Annotated in this window: 16 protein-coding genes and 2 tRNA genes; 16 read left to right on the forward strand and 2 right to left on the reverse strand. The window is 40.9% G+C overall.

The window, feature by feature from the left end; translation table 11 throughout:
- Positions 1 to 82: 82 nt before the first annotated feature.
- From HXT40_RS02255 to HXT40_RS02265, 3 genes are all read left to right on the forward strand, one after another.
- The gene (locus HXT40_RS02255) at positions 83 to 772 is read left to right on the forward strand and encodes a CinA family protein (protein ID WP_248893584.1); all 690 of its coding nucleotides are present in this window, start codon (positions 83 to 85) and stop codon (positions 770 to 772) included.
- A 205-nt stretch (positions 773 to 977) separates the two neighbouring features.
- A complete protein-coding gene (gene recA, locus HXT40_RS02260) occupies positions 978 to 2,117 on the forward strand; it encodes a recombinase RecA (RefSeq protein ID WP_064621600.1) in 1,140 nt (379 codons plus the stop codon).
- Between the two features lie 31 nt (positions 2,118 to 2,148).
- Positions 2,149 to 2,817 (forward strand): regulatory protein RecX, encoded by a 669-nt coding sequence (locus HXT40_RS02265; protein WP_421777307.1) that lies wholly within the window; start codon positions 2,149 to 2,151, stop codon positions 2,815 to 2,817.
- Positions 2,818 to 2,876: 59 nt separating this feature from the next.
- Here HXT40_RS02265 and thrC read toward each other — a convergent pair whose 3' ends face one another.
- Positions 2,877 to 4,403 (reverse strand): threonine synthase, encoded by a 1,527-nt coding sequence (gene thrC, locus HXT40_RS02270; RefSeq protein WP_421777308.1) that lies wholly within the window; start codon positions 4,401 to 4,403, stop codon positions 2,877 to 2,879.
- Between the two features lie 200 nt (positions 4,404 to 4,603).
- On the opposite strand from thrC, the gene HXT40_RS02275 reads away from it, so the two are divergent.
- The 10 genes from HXT40_RS02275 (at position 4,604) to HXT40_RS02320 (ending at position 12,567) form a co-directional block, all read left to right on the forward strand.
- Positions 4,604 to 5,881 (forward strand): glutamate-5-semialdehyde dehydrogenase, encoded by a 1,278-nt coding sequence (locus HXT40_RS02275; RefSeq protein WP_064621530.1) that lies wholly within the window; start codon positions 4,604 to 4,606, stop codon positions 5,879 to 5,881.
- Between the two features lie 38 nt (positions 5,882 to 5,919).
- Positions 5,920 to 6,438 (forward strand): hypothetical protein, encoded by a 519-nt coding sequence (locus HXT40_RS02280; RefSeq protein WP_004108325.1) that lies wholly within the window; start codon positions 5,920 to 5,922, stop codon positions 6,436 to 6,438.
- A complete protein-coding gene (nadD, locus tag HXT40_RS02285; protein WP_012914348.1) occupies positions 6,428 to 7,240 on the forward strand; it encodes a nicotinate-nucleotide adenylyltransferase in 813 nt (270 codons plus the stop codon). Before HXT40_RS02280 ends, nadD begins: the two co-directional genes overlap by 11 nt.
- 96 nt (positions 7,241 to 7,336) lie before the next feature.
- Entirely contained in the window at positions 7,337 to 8,359 is a 1,023-nt protein-coding gene (locus tag HXT40_RS02290) for a ribose-phosphate diphosphokinase (RefSeq protein ID WP_032837849.1), read from the forward strand.
- A gap of 91 nt (positions 8,360 to 8,450) precedes the next feature.
- Positions 8,451 to 8,521: transfer RNA gene (locus HXT40_RS02295), tRNA-Gln, on the forward strand.
- Positions 8,522 to 8,635: 114 nt separating this feature from the next.
- Positions 8,636 to 10,045 (forward strand): bifunctional UDP-N-acetylglucosamine diphosphorylase/glucosamine-1-phosphate N-acetyltransferase GlmU, encoded by a 1,410-nt coding sequence (glmU, locus tag HXT40_RS02300; protein WP_012914347.1) that lies wholly within the window; start codon positions 8,636 to 8,638, stop codon positions 10,043 to 10,045.
- Positions 10,046 to 10,081: 36 nt separating this feature from the next.
- On the forward strand, positions 10,082 to 10,504 hold the full coding sequence (rsfS, locus tag HXT40_RS02305; protein ID WP_102703175.1) for a ribosome silencing factor: 423 nt from the start codon (positions 10,082 to 10,084) through the stop codon (positions 10,502 to 10,504).
- Positions 10,505 to 10,528: 24 nt separating this feature from the next.
- Complete coding sequence (locus HXT40_RS02310) at positions 10,529 to 11,347, forward strand: histidine phosphatase family protein (protein ID WP_064621533.1); 819 nt, start codon at positions 10,529 to 10,531, stop codon at positions 11,345 to 11,347.
- Positions 11,348 to 11,496: 149 nt separating this feature from the next.
- Positions 11,497 to 12,006: a LytTR family DNA-binding domain-containing protein gene (locus HXT40_RS02315; RefSeq protein WP_004108298.1), complete on the forward strand. Its 510-nt coding sequence runs from the start codon at positions 11,497 to 11,499 to the stop codon at positions 12,004 to 12,006.
- Between the two features lie 111 nt (positions 12,007 to 12,117).
- Positions 12,118 to 12,567 (forward strand): DUF3021 family protein, encoded by a 450-nt coding sequence (locus HXT40_RS02320; protein WP_004106474.1) that lies wholly within the window; start codon positions 12,118 to 12,120, stop codon positions 12,565 to 12,567.
- Positions 12,568 to 12,881: 314 nt separating this feature from the next.
- Here the strand turns inward: HXT40_RS02320 and HXT40_RS02325 are convergent, their stop codons facing one another.
- Entirely contained in the window at positions 12,882 to 13,286 is a 405-nt protein-coding gene (locus tag HXT40_RS02325) for a pyridoxamine 5'-phosphate oxidase family protein (RefSeq protein WP_004106472.1), read from the reverse strand.
- A 344-nt stretch (positions 13,287 to 13,630) separates the two neighbouring features.
- Here HXT40_RS02325 and HXT40_RS02330 point away from each other — a divergent pair, with 344 nt between their 5' ends.
- The 3 genes from HXT40_RS02330 to HXT40_RS02340 all read left to right on the forward strand — a co-directional run bounded on the left by HXT40_RS02330 (position 13,631) and on the right by HXT40_RS02340 (position 16,144).
- Positions 13,631 to 14,638, forward strand: coding sequence for a DMT family transporter (locus HXT40_RS02330; protein WP_421777309.1), 1,008 nt, complete (start codon positions 13,631 to 13,633; stop codon positions 14,636 to 14,638).
- Between the two features lie 190 nt (positions 14,639 to 14,828).
- Entirely contained in the window at positions 14,829 to 15,905 is a 1,077-nt protein-coding gene (locus HXT40_RS02335; protein WP_064622000.1) for a hypothetical protein, read from the forward strand.
- A gap of 166 nt (positions 15,906 to 16,071) precedes the next feature.
- Positions 16,072 to 16,144, forward strand: a tRNA-Ala gene (locus tag HXT40_RS02340).
- The last annotated feature ends 53 nt before the right edge of the window (positions 16,145 to 16,197 follow it).

Here is a 16,197-nt window from a genome sequence, read left to right on the forward strand (position 1 = left end):
TGTAGCTTACGGTTTTTCATAGATTATCCCTAAAGGGTTTATGTTTTGGAAAATCGTAAGCTACAATCATATCGAGCGTATTATGAATAATTCTTCAGGTTTTAATACAGTTTCTTTAGCTGCGGATCTATTGGAAAAAAGTTTTATTAAAGGAATGCATATTGCTTCAGCAGAGTCGTTAACTGGCGGGCTTTTGGCTGATGCTTTTGTTTCTGTTCCTGGTGCGTCACGAGTTTTTTGTGGATCTGCTGTCACTTATGATATTCATGCTAAATCCAAAATTCTTGGCGTAAATTCTAATCTTTTACAATCTGAAGGCGCGGTTTACCAGGATGTTGCTTTTCAAATGGCGATTGGAGCTGCTCAAATATATCGTGGCAGTGGATGGATGTATGAGGAAGATTGTGAGTGTTGTGCAAATTTTCCTATTATTGGCTTGTCTACAACTGGTGTTGCAGGTCCTGGTCCTGATGGTAATAAACCAGCAGGTTTAGTTTATGTTGGAATATTTTTGCCTCAAGTTAGTGATGTTATGGATTCTGTTAAAGATGTAGCTCGTAAAGAACTTGAAAATGGCTGTGTGAGTAACGTCTATGATTATGATTTTGCTCAAATCGAAAGTCAAAGCGTAACTAAAATTGCGCCATCAAGTGCTGCTTTTGTTTTTGAATTGAGATTATCTGGCAGTCGTCAAGAAGTTCGCGAATCTACTGTATTTCAGTTATTGAGAATAGCTAATGACTTGATTGCTTATGTCGAAGATTGTAAGTAGTTGGGGTGTAATCAAGACACGCGCTATCGAACAAATGTTCGCATATGTAGTATACTTATGTTTGTCGAGATGATTTAAGCTGAGTTAAGTGTTTAAGTGCTTGGATTAAATGTTTTATCCACATTGCACAAAAATGCTTGTACTTGAATCTAGTATGGAACTAAGGTCGTTCGATACATAACGGCATGCGAAAGGAGTAGCATACATGGCGCAAACAAAAAGTAAAGGCAGTATTAATCGCCTTATTGATGCGGATAAAACAGATCCACGTCGCCAAGCAGCGTTAGAAACTGCTTTAGCCAATGTTGAACGACAATATGGAAAAGGTTCTGCAATGCGCTTAGGTGATAGACCTATGCAAGATGTAGAAGTTATTCCTACTGGTTCATTAGCGTTGGACACTGCTTTGGGGATTGGCGGTGTTCCTAGAGGGCGAATAGTTGAAGTCTACGGTCCTGAGTCTTCTGGTAAAACAACTCTTGCTTTGCATATTGTTGCAAATGCTCAAAAAAATGGTGGGGTAGCGGCATTTATTGATGCTGAGCATGCGTTGGATCCTGTCTATGCGCGAAAGCTTGGAGTAGACACGGATGCTCTTATTGTTTCTCAGCCAGATAATGGTGAGCAGGCATTGGAAATTGCTGATATGCTTATTCGTTCTGGTGCGTTAGATGTTATTGTTGTTGATTCTGTAGCGGCATTAGTTCCTAAAGCTGAAATCGATGGCGATATGGGAGATAGTCATGTGGGCTTACAAGCTCGCTTAATGAGTCAGGCGTTGCGTAAGATGACTGGTGCTCTGTCACAAGCTGGCACTACTGCTATTTTTATTAATCAGCTTCGTGAAAAAATTGGCGTATTCTTTGGTAATCCTGAAACTACCACTGGTGGTAAAGCTTTGAAGTTCTATGCGTCTGTGCGTATGGATATTCGCAGAGTTTCTACTATTAAAGAGGGCGAAGAAGCTGTTGGCAACCGAACTAAAGTTAAGATTGTCAAGAATAAAATGGCTCCGCCTTTCAAAACTGCTGAGTTTGATGTTCTTTACGGAGAAGGTATCTCGACTGAAGGTTCTGTTATCGATATGGGACTGCAAGCTGAAGTTATTAAGAAATCTGGTTCTTGGTTTACTTATGAAGGTGAGCAGCTTGGACAAGGTCGTGAAAACGTCCGTAAATTCTTGAAAGATAATCCAGCTATTACTGAAGAAATTAGCGAAAAAGTCAAAGCTTCGTTAGGTTTAATGCATCCTGAAGATCAATTCGCTGAAGATTCTGAACTAGATCAATTCGATGATGATTCTGTAGCTAAAAATTCTGCACAAAAGTCATCCGAATCGAAGTAATAATAAGATTACAGTGTAAAGCGAATGCAATATGCCTATTAGTGTAGAGAATTTTCTTCGCGATCATCCAGTAGAGCGTGCTGAAGAAAATGACGAAAGTAATAGTGTAGTGACACATACTCGCAAAAAAATATCGCATAAGTCAGTACTTTTAAGCGCAAAAAATAATACAAAAAACATGCCGTATGTAAAAAACGCTAAAGTAAGTGATTTAAGCGACGAACTTTGCAATAGTAGTGAAGATGATTGCAGGGAAGCTGCTTTAAGGCTTTTAGATTATGCTCCTCGCTCTGTGATGAACATGCGCAAAAAGCTTAAAGAAAAAGGTTACACGGAAGTTGCTGTTGACGCGGTTATTCATCGCTTGCTTGAATTGCATCTTCTTGATGACAATCAATACGCTCAAATGGTGATTCGCTCTTGCGCAGTGAGGCTTCTTGGTGCTAGAGCTACTCGAATGGAATTGCAGCGTAAAAATGTTGATCCTGCTGCTATTTCACAAAATGTAGCTTCTGCTCAAAACTCTGGAGTATTCACTGAAGCAGCGTGGGAACTCGGTCGCAAAACGGCTTCGCGCACGAGAAATCTTGAGCCTTTAGTTCGAAGACGAAGATTTTTCGCAGCAGCTGCAAGAAAAGGTCATGATTTAAACGTTATTAACGAAGTGTATGCAGCTTTATTCGAAAGTAATAACGAATGAATAGTAAAAGAGGCTGGATTATACAAGTAAACCAGCCTCTTTCGCTTAAAACTTTATGATTATTTTGCGAAATTATGCGCTTGAGCTAAAACATACTCAGGCATATCTTCAACATTAATAACATCATTAAAGCGTGGAGTTTTATTTTCAAGATTTCTAAGCATGCTTGGAGCTTTAGTTCCTGTAGCTTTACTAAGAGCGTCCATGCATTTGAAATCATTCATATCTTGCACATGCTCAATATTCAAAGCTTCAGCAACAACGCGAGGGAATTTGTATGGGCTTGCAGTGCTTAGCAATACTCTAGGTGTGCTTTCGTCATGTGGAATATTTTGCATAACGAAGAATCCGCAAGCAGTATGTGGGTCGATCACATACTTGTACTTGTTCCAGCAGTCATAAATAGCTTCGCGAATTTGATCTTCATTTGCCCAACCGCAGCCAAACAGTGAGCGAATCTTTGCAAGCACATTTTCTGGAATCTCAAAAGCGCCCCACTGCTGTAAATCGTTCATAAGCATTTGTATTAAACGCGTGTCTTTATCGCACATGTAATAAAGCATTCGTTCCAAATTAGAAGAAACCAAAATATCCATAGAAGGAGCAACAGTGTGATGGAATGAGCGCTGACGGTTATAAGTGCCGCTTACCAAAAAATCAAACAAAACATTATTGCTATTGCTTGCAACAATAAGATGTTTTACAGGAAGACCAAGCATTTTTGCGTAATATCCAGCAAGAATATCGCCAAAATTGCCGGTTGGTACGCAAAACTCAACTTCGTCTCCAAGAGCTATTGCTTTACGCTCAACAAGTTGCTTATAAGCCGCAAAATAGTACACGACTTGCGGCACGAGTCGTCCAACATTTATTGAATTAGCAGAAGACAATTCAGTATTCGCAGATTCTTCAATATTTTTATTAAGCTCACTATTGGTGAAAATCTGTTTTACGCCAGTTTGAGCATCGTCAAAATTGCCTCGAACTGCGCAAACTTTCACATTTTCGCCCACCTGCGTAGTCATTTGCAATTCTTGAACGCGGCTAACTTTTCCTTCTGGATAAAAAGTAACCATAGAAGTGCCTGGAACATCAGCAAAACCAGCCAAAGCAGCTTTACCTGTATCTCCAGAAGTTGCAGTTAGAATCATAACGCTTTTTTCAATATCAGATTCGTTTTTGTGTTGAGTTTTAGTGCGAGACATTAATTGTGGCAACATTTGCAAAGCAACGTCTTTAAACGCGCATGTAGGACCATGGAAAAGTTCCATCACAAAATCGCGAGTGTTTCCAAGCTGCTGGAGTGGAGTAATAGCGTTATTAGCCCATTGATTGCCGTATGCCAGTTTAATGCAAGAAGAAAGCTCTTCTGAAGTATAATCTGGCAGTAACAGTTGTAAAATATCTTGCGCAATTTCTTGATACGATTTGCCTTGCAATTTAGAAATATCGTAACGCTCGCTACCAAGGCTATCGGCTACAAATAATCCGCCATCTTCAGCAATTCCTTTACGTATTGCTTCTTTTGAAGTGCATGTTGGCTTAAGCGAACGAGTGCTATGGAAAATAGTTGTATCTGATGCCATAATAACTCCGTAACCGTCTGTTTATAGAGAATATTTTTTACTTACATAGATTATTTATGTAAATTATTTACACAACTTATATCAAATTATGGTACCTGAAGTGCTGGGCGAATGGGCGTGTGCTAATCTCATATGTATAAATGCTTTTGTTTTACTATTAATTAATTGGCGATTAGGCAAATAATCTATAGGGGGAAACGTTGTCTGTTGATGATTTAGTGAATGCTCGTGCGGATTGTGCGCGCAAAGCGTGGCGTAATTTTGCTCATGCAGACACTCGCGCAAAAAATGCGCTTCTCGAAAAAATGGCAGATGCCTTAGAGTATGCAGCTTCAAATATTGCTGAGGCTAACAAAAAAGATCTTAAAGAAGCTGAAGCTAAAGGAATGGATGCTGGAAAGCTCGACAGGCTTAAATTTGACGAAGAGCGAATCCAAGCTTCTGCAAAAAGCGTGCGAAAAATTGCACAATTGCAAGATCCTGTAGGAGAGGTTGTTCGCGGATACACTCTTCCTAATGGCATTAAACTTTCGCAAATTCGAGTTCCAATGGGCGTTATGGGAATGATTTACGAAGCTCGTCCAAACGTAACTATTGATGTAGCTGCTTTGTGTATTAAATCTGGAAATGCTGCGATTTTGCGTGGTGGAAGCGCGGCTCTCCATACGAATCAGGCGAGTATTGAAGTTATACAATCGGTTCTTAAAAATTCTAACTTTAGTGCTGATTTGATTCAGTCTGTTGATGATTTAGGAAGAGACGGAGCTACGTCAATGATGCATGCTCACGGTCATATTGATGTGCTTGTGCCTAGAGGTAGCGCAAATCTTATTGCAGCAGTTGTTCAAGAATCTACGGTTCCTGTTATTGAGACTGGAGCTGGAAACGTACATATTTATGTAGATAAAAGCGCTGATATTAAAAAAGCTGTACCGATTATTATTAATGCAAAAACGCAACGAGTGGGCGTGTGCAACGCTGCTGAAAAATTATTAGTGCATAAAGCTGTTGCGCAAGAATTTTTGCCAAAAATCGCTGCTGCTTTAGCTGAGCATAATGTAATTTTGCATGCAGATGATAAATCTTACGATATTTTACAATCCGCTAATATTCAAGGATTGCAGCTTGAGTGTGCCACTGAGGAAGATTGGAAGCGAGAATATTTGTCGCTGAATATGGGTGTGAAAGTTGTAAATGATTATACTGATGCAGCTTCTCATATTGCGAAATATTCTACTGGTCATACTGAAACCATTATTGCTGAAGATTATTCAACTATTCAAAGTTTTATTGCAAGTGTTGATTCCGCTGTAGTTATGGTAAATGCTTCAACGCGCTTTACGGATGGCGGCGAGTTTGGTTTTGGTGCAGAACTTGGTATTTCTACGCAAAAATTGCATGCAAGAGGCCCTATGGGTTTGTTTGAAATGACAACAACCAAATGGATCGGCTACGGAGATGGGCAGATACGCGAGTAGTACTGGTTTTAATAGTTACGTGGCGGTAAGGTAAGAGTATGCCTAATAATGACGTGAATTTGAGTACAGCTGAGGCGCTTGATGTTGCTGCTGAACGTTTGTCCATTGTGCGATATGTTTTTTTGGTGCAAATTGAAGATGGTATTGCTTCTGCATCGCAACGTTCATCGCTTGAGTATGCTGACGCAGTGTTGATGGGCTGGCCAGATTCTGATTCGAATGATGTGACTATTCCTGATGAAACTTCGTTTAATAATGTTCTTAAAAATGTTCGCAATATGGAAAAGAATATTATTAAGTTTAGCGAATTAGAACGTGATCATGATATTGATGGCATGACATCCATGCTTGCTAAAATTTCGGAATCTGTAGCGAAAATTCGTGGTGCATATCAACCAGATTTCCCTCTTCCAACTTTTGCCGAAATCCAGCGTGTTGTAAAAGATGAGTGGGATGAAGAAATGGGCAATATTAATCCGGATAGCGCAAATGTTGCATCTGGATTAGTGAATGAAACTCAAGTGGAAGACAAGGAATCTGAAGCGAATGAGTCCTGAAATTCACGAAGATGCAGAACGTCGCATGTCTGACCTATTTCATGGCGCGTTTACTGGTAAAGAAGCGGCTCCTCCTGCGGTTGTGAATTCAGTTCATAAACGTACTTCTGCTCGTGGCAATGTGCATGAACGTCAGCGCATTGGAATTATGGGCGGCACATTCGATCCAATACACAATGGTCACTTGGTTGCGGCTTCGGAAGTTGCTTGGGTTTATGATCTTGACGAAGTTATTTTCGTTCCTACCGGTAGGCCTGTTTTTAAGCTTGATAAAAAAGTTACGAATGCAGAAGATCGTTATTTAATGACTGTTATTGCCACAGCCTCAAATCCAAAGTTCACTGTTTCTAGGGTTGATATTGATCGCCCTGGAGTTACTTATACTATCGATACTTTGCGAGATATACGTGCTCAACATCCTGATGCGGAACTTTTCTTTATTACTGGAGCTGACGCTATTGCTGAAATAATGCAATGGAAAAATGCGCGCGAAATGTGGAATTTGGCTCGATTTGTGGCTGTTACTCGTCCTGGCTATTCGAGGCCAGAAAAGTTAGCAGATTCTAATTCTCCGTTAATGCCTCGCCAAATGCATACGAATGATACTGGTATTGCAGCGAATCGTGACGATATGGTTCATTGTGATTCTACGCATTTGCCGGTTGATATTTTAGAGATTCCAGCGTTGTCTATTTCTTCTACTGATGTTCGTCGTCGAGCTGAGCATGGTGAGCCGGTGTGGTATTTAGTTCCAGATGGAGTAGTTCAATACATAGTTAAGCATGGTTTATATCGTGCGTAATTATTGATTTTGTAGGCTTGTCGTTTATCGTCTGTGCAAAAAGTTAGTATTGATTATGTTCATTTCGCGAATTAAAGCGAACTAATGTTTGGAGATATGGTGAGCATCGTCCTTGAAGGAAAGCCAGATAAAAACCTTGTTCTCGTTACCGGTCGCGCACATCCGAAGCTTGCTCGTGATGTAGCTGATCAGCTTGGAATTGATGTACTTGAAACTACGGCATACGATTTTGCTAATGGTGAAATGTATGTTCGCTATACGCAATCTGTGCGTGGTACAGATGTATTCGTGCTTCAAAGCCACAGTGATCCTGTTAACAAGTCCATTATGGAACAGTTAATTATGATTGACGCTTTGAAGAGGGCTTCTGCTCGTTCAATTACTGCAGTATGCCCGTTGCTTGGTTATTCTCGACAAGATAAAAAGCATCGCGGTCGCGAACCTATTTCTTGCCGCTTGATGTTTGATTTGCTAAAGACTGCTGGTGCTGATCGCATTATGAGCGTCGATTTGCATGCAGCTCAGTCTCAAGGATTCTTCGACGGTCCTGTTGATCACTTGATTGCTATGCCAGTTTTGGTTGATTACGTACGTGATCGTTTCCGCGATGATCTTGCAAACGTAACTGTTGTGTCTCCTGATGCTGGTCGTATTCGCGTAGCAGAACAGTGGGCTCAGCGCTTAGGTGGCGGTCCTTTGGCTTTTGTGCACAAAACTCGCGATATCACTTGCCCTAATAAGACGGTTGCAAATCGCGTCGTTGGTGACGTTGCTGGACGCGATTGCGTTATGGTTGACGACTTGATCGATACTGCAGGAACTATTGCAGGAGCTTGCAATGTGTTGAAGGAAGCTGGAGCTAAGTCTGTTACAGTTGTTGCAACTCACGGCGTGCTTTCTGGTCCCGCAGTCGAGCGTTTGAAGTCTTGTGGTGCTAGGGAAGTTGTTTTGACTGATACTGTGCCAATTCCAGAAGAGAAGCGTTGGGATGGTTTGACTGTTCTTTCAATTGCTCCGCTTCTTGCAAGCGCTATTAAAGCAGTGTTTGAGGATGGTTCGGTTGCTAAGCTTTTCGACACTTATCCTGAGCATCACGGACAAGGATTCTTATTTGCTTAAGTATTGATTTCGTACGGTTTGCTTTTCGGCACGCCAATTTGACGTTTTTCGATATTATGGCATAATAGTGACTTGGCGGTTTTTCCGCCGTTCCCTCATGGTGTAATGGCAGCACACGGGTCTTTGGAACCCTTTGTCTTGGTTCGAATCCAGGTGAGGGAGCTTACTTGAAGCGCTACTCGTTGAATCGAGTGGCGTTTTTTGTTTTGAACGCTGCTAATAAGTAATAGAATTACATACAGCGAAATTTATTAAAATAGTATAAGGAGCGTATGCGTGGAAAAGCATGATGTAACTGCGGCAATAATTTTGGCAGCAGGCGATGGGACGCGTATGCGTTCAGAAACTCCGAAAGTACTACATCCATTTGCTGGTAAAACATTTCTCAATCGTGTTATGGATGCCATGAATGGCGTAAATCCTAAAAAACTAGCTGTAGTTGTGCATGCTCAAGCTGAACGCGTAGCTGCTGCTGCTATTAGCTATAACGAAAATGTGCATATTGTAAATCAGGACGAAACTCCTGGAACCGGCAGAGCAGTGCAATGTGCTATTAAAGATCTTAACGAAATTGCTAAAAACGAAACTGGTGAAGCATTAAAAGGAGCTGTGCTGATTGCCGCAAGCGATATGCCGCTACTTGATACGCAAACTTTGCAGTCTTTAGTTGATTTTCACAATAATAATAACAATGTGGCAACAGTTCTTACAGCAGTATTAGACGATGCAACTGGATACGGTCGTATTGTGCGCGAAGCAAACGGTGACGTTTTGCGTATTGTTGAGCATAAGGATGCAAATGCTGGAGAGCTTGCTATTCATGAAGTGAACACTTCTGTATATGTATTCGATGCTACTGTATTATGTGACGCAATTGCAGATCTTAACTCTCAAAATGCCCAAGGTGAGTTCTATTTGACTGATGCTTTGGAACATGCCCGAAAGTTTGGTCATGTTGGTGCAATGTCTGCTCCAGATCCGCTTACTGTAGAGGGCGTAAATAATCGTGTGCAATTAGCTGCGCTCGCAAAAGCACATAATAAGCGCGTGTGCGAAAAATGGATGCTTGAAGGTGTAACTATTCTTGACCCTGATACTACTTGGATTGAAGATAGTGTTACGCTCGCACAAGATGTTACTGTGCTTCCTGGGTGCTTCCTTCAAGGTTGTACTACGGTTGCAAGTGGTGCTGTAGTTGGCCCTTACACGACTCTTATTGATGCGCAAATTGATGAGGATGCTGTGGTTGAACGTTCGCGTGTACAGGAATCGCATATTTGTAGGGCTGCAAACATTGGTCCTTGGACGTATTTGCGTGCAGGAAACGTACTTGGTGAGGAAAGTAAAGCAGGAGCTTTCGTAGAAATGAAGAAAGCTCATATTGGAAATGGCACTAAAGTACCTCATTTAAGCTATATTGGCGATGCTGATTTGGGTGAGCATACGAATATTGGTGGCGGTACGATTACTGCAAATTATGACGGAGTGCATAAGAATCATACTACGATTGGTTCTGGTGCTCACGTTGGTGCAGGAAACCTGTTTGTAGCACCGGTTACTGTGGGAGATGATGTTACTACCGGCGCTGGATCGGTGGTACGTCACGATGTTCCGGCTGATTCTATGGTGTACTCTGAAAATACTCAGCATGTAGTCGAAAATTGGAAGCCAGCTTGGGAACGCTAAAAAGCGTTTGTTGGAGAATTAAGGAGTAGTAACGTTATGACAGCTTTAGAAAGCTCAATTAGTGCAATTCGTATTGCTGCCGCTGCTGCAGACCGTTTGAAAGCAACGAACGAGCAGGCTTTTGATGTAAGCGATTTGCTTGGTATTACGGATGCTATGTTAGTTGTTTCTGCTTCAAACGAGCGTCAAGTATTGGCTGTTGCAGAAGAAATCGAAAAAGACTTGTACTTGAAAGACAACAAGCGCAAGGCTTTATCTCGTGAAGGCTTGGAATTAGCACAGTGGATTTTGCTTGATTTTGGCGATTTTGTGGTTCATGTAATGCATGAGGAAGCACGAGCATTTTACCGCTTGGAACGCCTGTGGAATGATTGCCCAGCAATCGATTTGCAACTGCCAGAGCATGCTAGCGAAACTGGAGATGCTATCGAAACTGAAGATTCTAGCAAAACTGAATAATAAGAAGAAAGTACGGTACGAACCATGGTTGATTTCGTAGAAAATGTTGCGAGTAACGTAAATAATTCCATTAATAGTGCGCACGAAGGAATTGCTCGCTCTGTTATGCTTATTCGCCACGGTCAAACTCCGTATAATGCACAGTTCCGTTTGCAAGGCATGATTGATATTGCTTTGGATGAGTCTGGAATGGATCAGGTAACTCGCTCTGGAAAAGCTTTGCGCGTGCTTTTTGGTGCTTCTGACTTAGAAGATCCAAAGGATCCGAACAGCGCTGAGCATGTGCGCATTACAGCGGAAGAAGCGGACGCGAGTTTTGTGGCGATTGCTTCTCCGCTTATTCGCGCGCAGCAGACAGCTCATGCTTTTGCAGATAAGATTGGGCTTCATGTGCAAGTTGAAAATGGTGTGCGCGAGCGTTTCTTTGGCGAGTGGGAAGGTTTGAATCGCCAGCAGATTAGCGAACAGTGGCCGGAAGATTTCAAAGCTTGGGTCGAAGGTAAAGGCGGGGAGCTTCGTCATGGTGCTGAAGCTAAGCAGGAAGTAGGAGAGCGCGCTGCTACTGCAGTAGAAGATTGGACTCGCAAAACTGGCGCAGACCGCGATTTGCTAGTGTTTTCGCATGGCTCTTGCCTTTCGCAAACTGTTCATAAGCTGCTTGGATTAGATAAAGTAGATCCTTCTTACAAAACGATTGGTGGCATGGGAAATGGTCGCTGGGCGCGCTTAATTCCAAGTCTTAACGCGGATGGTTCGATTCATTGGCGTTTGGATGCTTATGATCAAGGTCCTGCAGCTGACCCTACAAGCCAGCGTCTTATTCGCATTTGGGGAGCGGCTTAATCTGCGTAATATCTCCTTTTTACCGCTTAATTACCGAAAGCTACCGTTTAGCGATTTTGTAAAGACAGACTATTTACAGTGCCGTATAGTCAAAATTACAAAACAAAAAGCTAACAAACGCTAACAGTAGTGCACGGAAAGGAGGCTTGATGAAAGTAACTATTGCTATTGTTCCGCCTGAGGAAGAGCAGTCAGTTCAGTTGTCAATTCACAATATTGACGATGAGCTTAAGCGCATTATCGCTCAGTTACAAAGCATTGACTCAAATGATGCAAATGTAAGAAGTGCTGAAAATAATACTGAAATTAATACTTCAGATAAATTAAGCAATAATAATCCATTCATATACGGTTATATTAACGATTCGATTATTGTTATGCACGAGCCGGATGTGATTATGATTTGCGTTGAAAATTCGCGCGTAATCATTCACAGTGATAAAGGTGAGTGCGTTTCTTACAAGCGCCTAATGGATTTCGACAATCCGCAATTCGCGTCGTTTGTGCGCATATCTAAATCCGCAATCGTGAACTTGAATCGCATTGTTCGAGTCGATCCAGGATTCGGCGGAAGTATGAGCGTAAAAATGGACGACGGAAGCGTTGAGTGGATTAGTCGCAGATGCTTAGCAGGGTTCAAAAAGCGCTTAGGGATGTAGTTATAGTAATAACGAATGTAGCTAGAATGTAGTCAAATATAAAACTATCAAAAATTTTAATACTGATTTTTTTTAATACTAGATTTTAATACTTAAAAGGAAGCGATTATTATGGAAAAGCAAGTTGCAACATTAGGTAAAACAATGGTAAAAAACATTGTTAAAGGCATTGGCATAGGGTGCACTATTTTTACAGTAATGTCTTTTATATCAAGTCTGTTAGCGCATAGTGAGGTTGGAAATAGAATTGCATCTTATGCTGTAGCATCGTTTGTTATAGGCATAGGATATGGAGTGTTCGCTATTTTTTGGTCGAATGAACGCATGTCAAATTTTGCAAAGTTCGTTTTTGCGCTAGTTCCGCCAATTGCTATTCAGTTTATTGTATCGGTGATTGTTGGATGGATTTCGTTCAAAGATGAGCCAGCGGTGATTTGCGGATGGATTGCGTTCACTGTTATTTTACCGATTCCTATTGCTGCAATAATTTATTACTTCGAGAAGAAGAAAGCGAAAGAAATGAACGCTAGACTGAAAGCATTGCGTAAAGAAAGCAAGTAAATTAGTGACAACTAAATAATCAAGTAAAGAATTGAGTGGTGTTCATCTTCGCCGTTGAGGACGAACGCCACTCGATATTGTATGACGCCTACTATAGACGTACTAATTCGGCGTTTTGCGCGACGACCTGCCTGAGCGTTTAAAGCGTAGCGCGCGAAGGCAACTCGGAGCGGAAACTCGCTTAAGTTGGAAGTCCAGTGGACTTCCAACGCGAGTTTCGTAGTGAGCGCGTTACCCGCGCGAGCGTCCGCGCTCAGTGCGAAAAATCTCAAATCTCTACCGCACTAATATCCACACGACTGAATGACGATGTATTAATCTTTTGCAATAGTTTTGCCGGCAGTAGCTCCAGAAGTCAAGTCCTGAATCTCAGTGATTTCCATAACTGGAACTGCAGCTGGCTTCTTCGTACCTTTTTCTTCAGCCACACGCACTTGCTCTTCGTAAATCGCGTCATCAGTGTGAAGGGTGACGGTTCCGCGGAAGCGATAGCCCTTCTTTTCTGCCAAATTAGCAACTGCTACAACCAGCTGGCTGCCGTCTTGCAAGTTCTTATAATGCTGACCTGCAGTGCGCTCGTGGTAGGCAAGGTGGTTGTCGTCGAGTACGAACATAGACATTTTTGGTCCCAAATCAAGCTCGCCATCTTTGCTTACTGTTGCAATCCAAGCCAAATTATTCGCAATAAATTCTTTCATATCTGCGCTAAGAGTTGCCATAATATTCCTTTCCTAACAAGATTGCGCACTTTCTTCGTACGCAATTTATAAGCCTACATTGCTACATTACGCTGATTTAAAAGTGTATACGAGCGTGTAGCGTAAAAAATTGTAAGTTGTGATATAAATCACCCAATTCTTCAATAGTTTCGTGGGTGAAATTTATACAGCAAAATACTTGATTGCCACTGTTTTCTGAAGCGTATATCGGAAATTTTACGAAAGAACGCCAGAAAGTTGTACTTTTCACGATTTTACGGCTATTCTGTCTATTTTATAAGCTAAAACGCTTTATAAAAGAAAAATTTTAAAGAATCAACTTTTATAGTTGAAGGGGAAACATTATGAAGGTGAAATATGAAACAGCTAAATCTATAGCTGAACCGCTTTCGGATAAATCGGGCATGCCTCAAGGTAAAAGTGTTCATACTGCTCAGATTATGTTGTTGATTTGTGCTGCTATTTGGGGTGGCAGCTATGTTTCTTCAAAATATGCTCTTGAAGTGTTTCCTGTGCAATGGCTTATGGGCGTTCGTATGGTTGGTGCTTGCGCAATTATGGCTGTTATTTTTTTCAGTACTCTTCGTAAAACTTTTACAAAAAAGCTTATTGTTCCTTCTTTGCTAACTGGAATTACGTATTATGCTACTTTAATTTTGCAAACTGAAGGGTTACGTTCAATTGATCCAGGTCGTAGCGCGTTTTTGACAGCAGCATATTGCGTAATTACGCCATTTTCTGCTTGGTTAATCGTCAAGAAAAAGCCAACTCTTTTAGGATTAGTAGCTGCAGTTATGTGCGTTGCTGGAGTAGGTTTTGTGGCATTAAAGCCTGGAATGCTTGTGCTCACATTGTCTTATGGAGATTTTCTTACTCTATTATGTGCTGCAATTTTTGCTTTTAATCTTACGTTCCTTGCGTATTATTCTCGTAAATATAATCCAGTTACGTTAACTTTTGGGCAATTTGTTGTTTCAGGCGTACTTTTTGTAGCTGGTGCGCTTATTTGTGAGCCTTTGCCAAACTTTAACGCTGCTAATCATTTCTCTATTTTTGCTAATATGTTCTACCTTACAGTAGTAGTAACAGTAGTTGCACAAATTATGCAAAACTATAGTTTGGTGAATCTTTCTACTGCAAACGCTTCTGTGATTATGTGCACTGAAAGTTTGTTCACGCTTTTATTCTCTACTGTTCTTTTTCATGAGCATGTTTCTAACATGGCTTTTGTGGGATTTGCTTTAATATTTGCTGCAATTATTACTGCAAGCTTAGGTGAGCATTATTGTGATAAAAAAGCGAATTGTGAGCTTTCTTATAAAGATAGAGATTTTGAGGTTGCTAAGTCTTAGGCATTTCAGTTTTGTGTAGCTAAGTTTTATGTATATAAGACTTGTGATTTTGTTGTAAGAATGCTCTGGCAATACTGTGCAATTTTTGCGTAGAGTGATACCATCATTGTTGTAATAATGTTGGTAGTGGAATTTGCATATTTGCCATGCATTTTGGCATTATATTCGCATAAATAGTTAAGGTGCATAAGTGAAGAATTTCTTCAAAGGCATATCGTTTACGCAAGTATTAGCTGGATCGCTCGCTGCAGTGACTTCGTTTTTACTTGCTTCGAAAATTGGTATTGCTGGTTCAGTTATTGGCGTAGCTATTGGTTCTATTGTCTCAGCAGTAGCATCACAGTTGTATCAGAATGTTATTCACGCTTCATCGCGTAAACTTTCGGAAGTAAATCCGAATACTTCTACAGAACAGTCTAATTTTAGTAATGTGTCAGATTCTAGCGTGCGTTCAAATGGTTTAGAGAATGTTGATTCTAAAAGAATTGGAGATGATATTCATATGCAATATTCATCAAATTCGTTGCAATGTAATACTGATCCTTCAGATGACAAAAATATGGCTGTTCAAGATGCAAGATTTGGACGCACTGTTAGTTCGCAAGTCCGTAATCCAGAATTAGAAAATACGCGTATTTTGGAATTGTCGAAATTACGTGAACAGCATGAAGAAGACATGGAACTGTCGGAAGGCACAATTCCAGAGCCGGTGCCGTTATCTAAGGTTGTTAGTGAAAACTACGGTTACTCTTCTAGATCTTACCAAAATAGAAACGATCATCGTACAACAATTGTTGTTGCTGTTATAAGTGCTCTTATGGCTGTTATTGTTACTGCAGGTGCTGTTCTTTTGTTTACACAAGGAAAAGGCACAGACAATATTGATAAGCCTGAAGAAATTAGTCATGAGCAACAGCAAAATCAACCACAACCTAAGCAACGTCTTAATACGAATACTAATCAAGACCATAAGAAATCTCATGATGATTCTGATAGTAAAGATGGTAATGAAGATGAAAATGATGAACATGGCAATGAAAATGCAGATAGTTCGACAGGTGGTCATTCCGATAATGATTTAGGTAGTGATACTAACAATGATTCAGGAACGAATTCAGGTGATGCTGCTAGTGGGAATAGTGGATCGGGTGCTGATAGTTCTGATGCAGGTGCTGGATCTGCTGGATCTTCGGGATCTACTGGTTCTTCAAACAATGTAACTTCTCCTGGTAATGGTGATCAATCTGGAAGTGCCAATGGTAACTAATTTTCGAATTGGTTCTTGAATTGGTTTGCCGAATTGGCGACTAAATTGTTAGTAGAATTCGCAGGATTTTTGGAATTTGTAAGTTGAATTCGACACGCCGCATTTGGATAGAACGGCTATTTGTTGTAACCTATCAAAGGTTCGTTTGAACGGCATAAGTAAAAACGGGGCTATGGCGCAGCTGGTAGCGCATCTCCATGGCATGGAGGGGGTCGGGGGTTCGAATCCCCCTAGCTCCACAAATTTTAAACGTCACCTCTTTTTGGGGTGGCGTTTTTTGTTATTATTTTTT

This window comes from Gardnerella sp. DNF01180P (genome assembly GCF_049244205.1).
Classification (GTDB): Bacteria; Actinomycetota; Actinomycetes; order Actinomycetales; family Bifidobacteriaceae; genus Bifidobacterium; species Bifidobacterium swidsinskii.